Source organism: Georgenia satyanarayanai, assembly GCF_009193135.1.
GTDB classification, from domain to species: Bacteria; Actinomycetota; Actinomycetes; order Actinomycetales; family Actinomycetaceae; genus Oceanitalea; species Oceanitalea satyanarayanai.
In genome coordinates this window covers 219,226-225,225 of the sequence record NZ_VUKC01000004.1, presented here as the reverse complement: position 1 = coordinate 225,225, position 6,000 = coordinate 219,226, and the positions used below count along the sequence as shown (strand labels likewise).

The 6,000-nt window shown below is 76.9% G+C and carries 8 protein-coding genes; 2 read left to right on the top strand and 6 right to left on the bottom strand.

Going from position 1 to position 6,000, the window contains the following annotated elements; all coding sequences use genetic code 11:
* On the bottom strand, nucleotides 1–777 hold a 777-nt coding region (locus GD632_RS07665), incomplete at its 3' end, for a TRAM domain-containing protein (protein WP_152190547.1).
* A gap of 5 nt (nucleotides 778–782) precedes the next feature.
* The gene (locus tag GD632_RS07660; RefSeq protein ID WP_152190545.1) at nucleotides 783–2,468 is read right to left on the bottom strand and encodes a hypothetical protein; all 1,686 of its coding nucleotides are present in this window, start codon (nucleotides 2,466–2,468) and stop codon (nucleotides 783–785) included.
* Between the two features lie 39 nt (nucleotides 2,469–2,507).
* Here GD632_RS07660 and GD632_RS07655 point away from each other — a divergent pair, with 39 nt between their 5' ends.
* Together GD632_RS07655 and GD632_RS07650 are read left to right on the top strand one after the other, a co-directional pair.
* A complete protein-coding gene (locus GD632_RS07655) occupies nucleotides 2,508–3,176 on the top strand; it encodes a potassium channel family protein (RefSeq protein ID WP_226924736.1) in 669 nt (222 codons plus the stop codon).
* On the top strand, nucleotides 3,176–3,850 hold the full coding sequence (locus GD632_RS07650) for a potassium channel family protein (protein WP_152190542.1): 675 nt from the start codon (nucleotides 3,176–3,178) through the stop codon (nucleotides 3,848–3,850). The genes GD632_RS07655 and GD632_RS07650 overlap by 1 nt, the downstream gene beginning before the upstream one ends.
* On the opposite strand, the gene GD632_RS07645 is transcribed toward GD632_RS07650, so the two are convergent.
* The 4 genes from GD632_RS07645 to dut are packed head-to-tail and all read right to left on the bottom strand — an operon-like array spanning nucleotide 3,786 to nucleotide 5,986.
* A complete protein-coding gene (locus GD632_RS07645) occupies nucleotides 3,786–4,514 on the bottom strand; it encodes a DUF3159 domain-containing protein (RefSeq protein WP_152190540.1) in 729 nt (242 codons plus the stop codon). The genes GD632_RS07650 and GD632_RS07645 overlap by 65 nt on opposite strands.
* The gene (locus tag GD632_RS07640) at nucleotides 4,511–4,786 is read right to left on the bottom strand and encodes an OB-fold nucleic acid binding domain-containing protein (protein ID WP_152190537.1); all 276 of its coding nucleotides are present in this window, start codon (nucleotides 4,784–4,786) and stop codon (nucleotides 4,511–4,513) included. Before GD632_RS07640 ends, GD632_RS07645 begins: the two co-directional genes overlap by 4 nt.
* A gap of 4 nt (nucleotides 4,787–4,790) precedes the next feature.
* The gene (locus GD632_RS07635; RefSeq protein WP_152190535.1) at nucleotides 4,791–5,513 is read right to left on the bottom strand and encodes a DUF3710 domain-containing protein; all 723 of its coding nucleotides are present in this window, start codon (nucleotides 5,511–5,513) and stop codon (nucleotides 4,791–4,793) included.
* On the bottom strand, nucleotides 5,513–5,986 hold the full coding sequence (gene dut, locus GD632_RS07630; RefSeq protein WP_226924735.1) for a dUTP diphosphatase: 474 nt from the start codon (nucleotides 5,984–5,986) through the stop codon (nucleotides 5,513–5,515). The genes GD632_RS07635 and dut overlap by 1 nt, the downstream gene beginning before the upstream one ends.
* Nucleotides 5,987–6,000 lie beyond the last annotated feature (14 nt).

Sequence of the window (6,000 nt, the reverse complement as noted above, 5' to 3'; positions counted from 1 at the left end):
CGCGTCCCCCCGGTAGGCGAGGTCCCCGACGGCGGGGGCCACACGCTCACGCACCGCCACCCGGGCCGGGGCGCCGCCGCCCCGGCGCCCGCGGCGCGGGCGCGCCTCGCGCCGGGCCGCGAGCGACCGGGCGGGGTCGGCGAGGTCGACGGGCCGGCCGTCGGCGAGGACGACGACCTCCCCGTCGCTCGGGGCGACGACGTCGAGCCGGGTGCCGGGCGGCACGCCGTCCCAGCGGCCGGGGGCGAAGAGGTCGGCGGCGGTGATGGCCGGCACGGCCAGCGGCATCTGCTCCAGCGCCACGACGTCGTGGGTGCGGTGGCGGTACATGCCCGGCCGGGAGTCGGCGTCGAGGACGAGGTCGATGCGCGTGCGGGTGCCGAGCCCGTCGCGGGCGTCGTCGTCACCGAGCGGCGCGACGACCAGCGGGCCGAGGTCGGCGAGCTCGAGGTGGCCGATGCGGCGGAGCGTGTCGCGCACGACCTCCGCCTTCCAGCGTCGCTGACCCGGTAGGGACAGGTGGGCCAGCTCTCCCCCGCCCACGCCGTCCGGGCCGGCCTCGGGCCAGCGGCTCGGGACGCGGTCCGGGGAGGCCTCGTGGACGGCGACGGCGTCCCCCCGCCAGAACTTGCGCCCCTCGCCCGCGTCGGTGAGGCGCACGTCGACGACCTCACCGGGTGCGGAGTGGCGCACGAAGACGACGCGGCCCTCGACTCGGGCCACGCAGTGGCCACCGTGGGCGGGTGGGCCGACGGTGACCCCGGTCAGGACGTCCATGGTGCTCAGCTCTCCTCGGTGGGCCAGGGGACGGTGGTGACGACGGTGCCCGGCAGGGCGAGCAGCCGGGCGCGCAGCCGCTGCGGCCCGCTCCCGAGTAGCAGCCGGCGCCACCAGCGCCTGGCGGTGGTCTCGGGCAGGTAGACGACGGCCAGCCCGTCCGGCTCGGCGCGGCGGGCGGCGGCGACGTGCGCCACCACCCCGGCGCCGGTGTCACCCGGGGGTGCGGCGAGCTCGACGAGCGGCACGGGCAGGTCGAGCGCGGCCCACTGCCGGCGCAGGGCGGCCGCGGCCTCGTCGTCGCCGGGCACGGTGAGCGCCTCGACCGACGTCGCCCGCATCGCCCGTGCGTAGGTGACCGCCCGCACGGCGGAACGGTCGAGCTCGGTGAGGACGACGAAGGCACGCACGACGGTCGGCAGCGGCCGGTCCTCGGTCGCGTGGTCCAGGGCCAGGCGCGCGCGCAGCTCGCGGTCGTGTCGGCTCACACCCCACATCATCGCCGACCCGGCCGCGACGGCGACGAGAGCGGGCCAGCCGCGGGGCACCGCGAGGAGGAGAAGGACGGCGCAGACGACGACGCCGGCGCCCGTGAGCACCCGGGCGCGGCGCGCGGTGCGTCGGCTGGCGGGTCGGTAGAGGACCTCGAGCCGGCGCCGCCACTCGCGGCGCCCCGCGAGCAGGGCGAGAAGGGCGAGGACCAGGACGACGGCGGCGTAGCACGCGACGAGCGGCCGCGGGTCACCGCCCCCGACGAGGACGACGACGACCGCGAGCGTGGCCACCGCACTGCTGAGCCGGCGGCCGGCCGCCCCGGCGGGCCAGCGGCGGCTCGCCGGCCACGTCGCGGGCGGGCGCGGCAGGCCGGACAGGGCGCTCACGCCTGCCGCGAGGAGCCCGCAGGCGAGCACGACGCCCACCCACGGGCCGGTGCCGGTGCCCAGGCCCGCGCCGGTGACGCCCAGCAGGGCACTGTCGCTGCTGAGCGCGAGGCCGGCGCCCAGGAGTGCAAGGAGGACCGCGACGGCGACTCCGGCGGCGGCCGCGCGGGGCAGCCCGCGCCGCCGGGTGACGAGGAGGGCGGGCTGGAGCACCGTGCCGGCGAGGGCGACGCCGCCGCCGACGGCGAGCACCTGCGTGACCGACGAGCGGCTGACCGACCCGCCGGCCGCCGGGTCGGTCGGTGTGCCGCCCGCGACCGCCCCGACACCCGCGGCGAGGACGACGGCGAGGACGACGGCGGCGAGCACGCCGAGCCCGGCCGTCACCCGCCGTCGGGCAGGCGGCGCGACGGCGAGCCGCACCGCGAGGACGAGCGCGACGAGGACCGCCGCGAGGACCCCGCGCGGCACGGCGAGGCCGGCGACGGTGAGGAGCTCGGCGCCGGCGGCCGCGGACGCGGCGAGGAGGAGGACCCGCTCGACGAGGAGCGCCGGAGTGCGGACCCCGTCCGCGCCTCGGGGGACGTCCTCCGGCAGCTGCGCGAGCGCGAGGAGCAGCACACCGAGCGCCCCGAGGGTGCCGAGCACGGCCCACCGGGCGAGCTCCTCGGCGTGCGTGCCGATCCCGAGCACGCCCGCCGCCGCGGGTGCGGCAAGGACGACGAGCGCCGCCGCCGGTGCCGGGTGCCGCTGCCTGCCACGGGGCCGGGCGAGGAGCGCCCGGTGGAAGGCGGCGGGGTCGAGGGTCACGGGCACTCATGCTAGGCCTGGGCGCGGTAGCGTGCTGACGTGCACTTCGTCATCGTGGGCTGCGGCCGGGTGGGTGCCTCCCTCGCCGTCCAGCTGGAGGAGCAGGGCCACTCGGTGGCCGTCCTCGACCAGAACCCCGACGCCTTCCGGCGCCTGCCCGACGACTTCTCCGGGCAGCGGGTGACCGGCCTCGGCTTCGACCGTGACGCCCTCTCCCAGACGGGCATCGAGGACGCCTACGGCTTCGCCGCCGTGTCCAGCGGCGACAACTCCAACGTCCTGGCGGCCCGCGTGGCGCGCGAGACCTTCGGGGTGGGCAGCGTCGTCGCCCGCATCTACGACCCACGGCGCGCGGAGGTCTACGAGCGCCTCGGCATCCCGACGGTCGCGACGGTGCGCTGGACCGCGGACCAGGTGCTGCGCCGGCTCCTGCCCGCCGGTGCCGCGGCCGACTACCGCGACGCCTCGGGGCGGGTGTCCCTCCTCCAGCTCGACGTCCACAGCGACTGGGTGGGACGCCCCCTCGTCGACCTCGAGGCCGCGTCAGGGGCCCGGGCGGCCTTCCTCACCAGGCACGGCTCCGGCCTGCTGCCGGACGCCGACACCGTGCTCCAGGACGGCGACCTGCTCCACGTGCTCGTCGTCACCGACGCCGTCGAGCAGGTGCAGCGGGTGCTGTCCGCTCCCCCGCGCGAGGAGGAGGTCTGATGCGGGTCGTCATCGCCGGGGCCGGCAGCGTGGGCCGGTCGATCGCTCGCGAGCTGCTCTCCCACGGGCACACGGTCACGCTCGTCGACCGCCAGCCGGCCGCCATGCGCATCGCCTCGGTGGCCGACGCCGAGTGGCAGCTCGCCGACGCCTGCGAGATCTCCAGCCTCGCCGAGGCGGGGGTCGACTCGAGCGACGTCGTCGTCGCGGCGACGGGTGACGACAAGGCCAACCTCGTCATCTCCCTCCTCGCCAAGACCGAGTTCGGGGTGCCGCGCGTCGTCGCGCGGGTCAACAACCCGAAGAACGAGTGGATGTTCGACTCCGCGTGGGGCGTGGACGTCCCGGTCTCCACACCGCGGATCATGACGGCGCTCGTCGAGGAGGCCGTCACCATCGGCGACCTCGTGCGGATCTTCTCCTTCCACGGCTCGGGCACGAGCCTGCACGAGGTCACGCTCGCGCCCGGCTCGGCCGTCGCGGGCCGCACCGCGCGGGAGCTCGACTGGGGCCCGGGGTGCTTCCTCTCCGCGATCATCCGCGCGGGCGAAGCCGTGCCGGCGGACCCCGACGAGCGCCTGGTCGCCGGTGACCGGCTCGTCCTCGTGCTCAGCGAGCAGGCTGACCCGGCTGCGCTGCAGCGGCTGGTCGCTCCCGCACCAGCAGCCACGTGACCCACAGGGCCAGGGCCCACAGCGGGACGCCCATGACGAGCCGGGCGGTCCCCAGCCACGCCGTCGACGCGTCGAGGTAGAGCGGCAGCTGGACGGCCAGGCGCGCGACGAACAGCCCGATCCACAACCAGGTGGCGGCGGTGTAGCGGCGCAGTCGGGGGCGCTGGTCGGGGTCGGTGCGCCAGCCGAAGCCCTCCTGGCGCAGGAGGGCGACGACAACGCCGACGAGCGGCCAGCGCACGAGGACGCTGACGAGCAGGGCGGCGGCGTAGACGCCGTTGGTCCACAGGCCCAGGGCGAAGTAGTCCTGCGCCTCGCCCGAGCGCCACGCCCACAGGACACCGACGACGACGCCGACGACACCGCCCAGCGCCTGGGTCACCGGTGTGCCGCCGACGAGCCGGGCGACGACGAGGGCGACGGCCACGGCGAGGGAGGCGACGAGCGGTGGCACGAGCTCCTGGCCCGCGACGAGGTAGACGACGACGAAGACGAGCCCGGGAGCCACCGACTCGATGAGACCGCGGACGCCGCCGACGGCGTCGGCCACCGAGAAGTCCTCCCCGGCGAGCTGGCTCATCCGGGAACGGGTCACCGCCTCGGCGACGCCCTCCGGGGGGCTGTCGGGCGCAGTGCGGCCCGGGTCGGTGGGGCCGGTGGTCATGGGTCCTCCCGCAGCAGCCGGTAGGCCGGGTTGTAGATGGTGGGGCGAAGCCCGCCGGAGTGGACGACGCCCTCGGCGACGAGGCGCCGGCCGGGGGTGATGCCGGGGATCTCACGGCGGCCCAGCCACACGAGGTCGACCTCGGAGCTCCCGTCCGTGAGCCGGCCCACCAGCCCGACGGGCGAGCCCGAGGGGCAGTAGGTGACCGCCACGAGCACGCCGTCGACCCGGGTGCGCCGGCGGCTGGGGGCCTCGGCCACGGACAGGCTCACGTCCTCAGCGGGTCTCGGTGATCTCGGGACCGCGGGCGAGCGGGTCGAAGGACGTCGTCGGGGTCTCCTCCGCCGTCGTCCCCTCGCTCGCCTTGCCCGGCACGCGGAGCCCGAGGACGTCGCGGGGCGGACGGGCCTCCTGCCCGCGGACGACGACGACGTCGGCGAAGAGGTCCTCGAGCTCGGTGGCGGCGTCGGGGTCGACGGCGGCGCGCCCGCTGAGCACGCCGCGGAGGAACCAGCGCGGGCCGTCGGCGCCGATGAACCGGGCGGGCCGGTGGCCCATCCGTCCGTCCTGGGCGGTGACGGGGAGGCGGGCGAGGATCTCGCGGCCGAAGGGGCCGTCGACCTCGTCGGCGGTGCCGCCCTGCTTCTCGACCGAGGCGATGATCTCGGGGCGCAGCTCGGCCCACAGCCCGCCCGAGCGGGGTGCGGCGAAGGCCTGGAGCTGGAGCGCGGAGCCGGAGACGGACAGGCTCGTCGCCACGACCTGGCGGGTGCGCTTGTCCATCTCCATCCGCAGCTTGAGGCCGGGACGTGCGGGCACGCGCAGCGCGCCGAGGTCGAGGCGCTGGCCGAGCTCGGGGACGTCGGCGGCGTCCCAGGGGCCGCGGCCGGTGGGGCCCGCCGGGGCGTCGTCACCCTCCGCGGACACGCCGTCGGTCTGCGCCTCGGTCTGGGCCGGCGCGGCCTCCTCGCCCTTGCGGCGTCGTGAGAAGAGCCCCATCAGTTCTCGCCTCCTGCTCCGGTGGCCGTCCAGCCACCCGTTGACCCCAGTCCGCCCGTGCCGCGTACCGACTCGGGCAGGTCCTGCACCTCGGTGAACCGGGCCTGCGCGACGCGCTGGACGACGAGCTGTGCCACGCGGTCGCCTCGCGCGATCCGCACCGCCCCCCGCAGGTCGGTGTTGAGGAGGATCACGTTGATCTCGCCCCGGAACCCTGCGTCCACGGTACCCGGAGCGTTGACCACCGTGACACCGTGCTTGGCGGCCAGGCCCGAGCGGGGGTGGACGAACGCCGCCCACCCCTCGGGCAGGGCGATCGCGACCCCGGTGGGGACCACGGCCCGCTCCCCGGGGCCCAGCTCGACGTCGTACCGGGCGTGGAGGTCGGCCCCGGCGTCCCCGGGGTGCGCGTAGGACGGGGCCGGCAGGTCGGGGTCGAGCCGGACAAGCGGCACGTCGACGTAGTCACTCACGCCCGCGACTGTAC